Annotated in this window: 3 protein-coding genes; all 3 read left to right on the top strand. The window is 63.4% G+C overall.

The window, feature by feature from the left end:
* Positions 1-465 (top strand): recombinase family protein (locus tag CEY15_RS17545; RefSeq protein WP_141244330.1); only part of this gene is annotated, 465 nt, incomplete at its 5' end.
* Positions 466-547: 82 nt separating this feature from the next.
* Positions 548-1,612 carry a hypothetical protein gene (locus CEY15_RS17540; RefSeq protein ID WP_095719482.1) on the top strand — a complete coding sequence of 355 codons (1,065 nt, stop codon included), beginning with the start codon at positions 548-550 and terminating at the stop codon, positions 1,610-1,612.
* A 142-nt stretch (positions 1,613-1,754) separates the two neighbouring features.
* Positions 1,755-3,068: an ISL3 family transposase gene (locus CEY15_RS17535; protein ID WP_095719481.1), complete on the top strand. Its 1,314-nt coding sequence runs from the start codon at positions 1,755-1,757 to the stop codon at positions 3,066-3,068.
* Positions 3,069-3,146: the final 78 nt, after the last annotated feature.

Raw genomic sequence — 3,146 nt, 5'->3', positions numbered from 1 at the left:
CTGGCTACGCCGATTGGGAGACACACCCTAGAAGAGTGCATCAGGTACCTGCGAGACGGTGACGAGCTGGTTGTTGCGTCGATGGACCGACTCGCTCGTTCTCTGGTTGATCTCAAGCAGATCGTCGGTGAGATCACGGATAAGGGCGCGAGCGTGGAGTTTGTCCACGAGCGGGCCACCTACGCCGCCGGCGCCCAGGATCCTCGAGCGGATCTGATGCTGTCGCTGCTCGGGGCGTTCGCCGAGTTCGAGAGGGCAATAATCCGTGAACGCCAAGCCGAGGGTATCGCCATCGCTAAGGCGAAAGGCAAGTACAAGGGACGCAAACGCGTCCTGACTGACGAGCAGGTCGACAAGGCCCGGGCCCGCGTCGAGGCGGGGGAGGGGCCGTCGGCGATCGCCCGTGACCTCGGTGTGGGGCGGTCCACGCTGTACCGCGCTTTGCAGCGCGTGCACACAAACTGAAGGGCGGTTCGCGCTGTGGTGCTCGAGTGTCGGACCCCTGCTGTAGCTTGCGAGAACCCAATCTCCGACCAGGAGGGACCAGATGAGTTCGAGCATGTACCGCAGGCAGCTGGAACAAAAGCGCAAGCAGCGACGAGACGCAGAATCCAAGGTGGGGAACTGCAGGACTAAGGAATCGACTGCCAGGGCAGCGGCTGCCAAGGCCCGCGGTGCAGCGGCGGCCACCAAGAGCTCGACCACCATGAAGAGTAAGCTCAGGGAGGCGGAGCGTAAGGATAAAGAGGCGGAAACGGCAGGTAAAGACGCCGCACAGTGGCAGAAGAGAGTGGACAGCTACTCAAAACAGGAGCTGGATCTCCAGGCGAAATTGGAGCGAGCACAAAAGTCAGAGCTTGAGGCGGCGGAGCGTAAGCGCAAGAAGGCAGAGGAAGAGGCTGCGCGTAGGGCTGCTGGCGAAAGGCAGGCGTTCAACTCGCGGCTCAGGCAAGCAGAAGATGCGGTGAACGAGGTAATGCGCTCGGTACCATCGCCCAAAGCGGAAGTGCTCAGAATATTGCTGCTGGGCGCCGCTTCCGAGGGGGACCTGAGGATCGGCCGAGAGCAGAAACGGATTCGAACTGCGGTTGAAGCTGCGCTTCACCGTGATCAGATTCAGTTCGACGCGCGGCCCGCCGCTACTACGGCGGACTTGATGGACGGGATCACTAAGTTCCGTCCCCACGTCGTTCACTTCTCAGGTCACAGCAGCAGTGCTCTCATCGTCTTCGAGAGAGACCGAGATGAGCAGCACGACGGCGTGATAGTGACTGCACAGGCATTCGCCCGAGCCGTGCAAGCCACTGACAGTCCACCCCTGCTCGTTCTCTTGAACTCGTGCAACTCGGCTCCGCAGGCTAACAACCTGGTTGAGGAGAAGATCGTCCCCCTCGCCATTGGGATGGCAGACAGCATTGCCGACACCGATGCCATCAACTACGCCGCACAGTTCTATGCTGCCATCGCCAATGGCCAGTCAGTTCATTCTTCGCATCGAGCAGCTCGGGCGAGTCTTGAGCTTGACGGTCTCGAGGGGTACGAACTCCCTACCTTGGCTTCCGCGGATGGCATAGATCCATCCCAGGTCGTTCTCGTCAAACCGACTGAATAGCGATGCGGTTTTCCGGCCCTTCCGGATCCGGAGTGCGTAGCTGGGGTTCGTCGGTGATGCGGTGAGGCACAAGATGTAGGGGTCCTGGGGCGTGTGAAGATGCAGGTTCCTACGCCACGCATCGAACACCCCAGGACCCGCTTTGAACGCTACCGCCAGCCTGCTTGCCGACACCATCTGCCGCACCGTCGAGCTCGGGGTGACGATCACCGACGCCGCCGTGGCCGACGAGCTCACGCACCTGTTCTGCGCTCCGGTCACACTGGACCCGATCTGCGGCGAGTGCGGGATGGCGGGCCGGGTGCGGGACCACGTCCAGCGGAAGGTCACCGACCTGCCGATCGTCGGTCATCCCACCAGGCTCCATGTGCGGGTACCGCGCTTCACCTGCGACAACACTGACTGCAGCACCAGGATTTTCCAGCAGCGGATGCCGGCGTTGGCTGAGCCGAGGGCCAAGACCACCCGCCGCTGCAGTCGCTGGATCCTGCAGCGTCTGGCGATCGATCGCACTAGCGTGTCCGCGGTCGCCAAGGCCCTCGGGCTGGGGTGGGATCTGGTCAACGATCTGGCGGTCACCGAGACCCGCGCGATGGTCTACGACCAGCCCGGACACTTCGACGGCGTCCGCGTTCTCGGGGTCGATGAGCACAAATGGAAGCACGTCCGCGGCGACGGCAGCAGCTCGTTCGTGACCGTGCTGGTCGACCTGACCCCGGTCGTGGACGGCACCGGCCCGTCTCGCCTGCTGGACATGGTCCCGGGGCGTTCGGCCAAGGTGCTCACCGACTGGCTCGACGCCCGTGACCAAGCGTTTCGAGACCGGATCAAAGTCGTGACCATGGACGGGTTCGCCGGCTACCACACCGCCGCCGCCAAGGCCGTCCCTGAAGCACGGACGGTGATGGACCCGTTCCACGTCGTGCACCTGGCCGCCGACAAGCTCACCGTGTGCCGCCAACGCATCCAACTGGCCACCACCGGCCACCGGGGCCGCACGGGCGATCCGCTGTACGGCATCCGCCGGACCTTGAGTACCCGGGCCGAGCTGCTGACCGATAAGCAGAAGGTCCGCCTGTTCAAGGCGTTCACCGCCAACGAGGCGCACGCGGCGGTGGAGGTCACATATGGCGTCTACCAGCGGCTCATCGCCGCCTACGAAGCCTCGGGCAAGCGGGAGGGCAAGATCGCGATGTACAAGCTCCTCAGATCGATCCGCACCGGGGTGCCCACCGAGCTGCCCGAGCTCGCGCAGCTCGGCCGGTCGCTGTGGAAAAGGCATCGCGAGATCCTCGCCTATTTCGACGTGGGCGCCTCCAACGGCCCCGTCGAGGCCATCAACGGACGCCTCGAGCACCTCCGCGGAATCGCCCTGGGCTTCCGGAACCTCAAGCACTACATCTTGCGGTCACTGATTCACTCCGGTCAGCTCCAGGACCGGATCAATGCACTCTAATTCCGGAAGGGCCGGTTTTCCTTGCGGGGAGTCTGCTAGCTGTGGCTTAGGTGTATTGACCACGCAGGTTGTGTCACC

This window comes from Dietzia natronolimnaea, assembly GCF_002289575.1.
Lineage (GTDB): Bacteria > Actinomycetota > Actinomycetes > Mycobacteriales > Mycobacteriaceae > Dietzia > Dietzia natronolimnaea_A.
The sequence above is the reverse complement of the archived record's forward strand: the minus strand, read 5'-3'. Positions and strand labels throughout refer to the sequence as shown.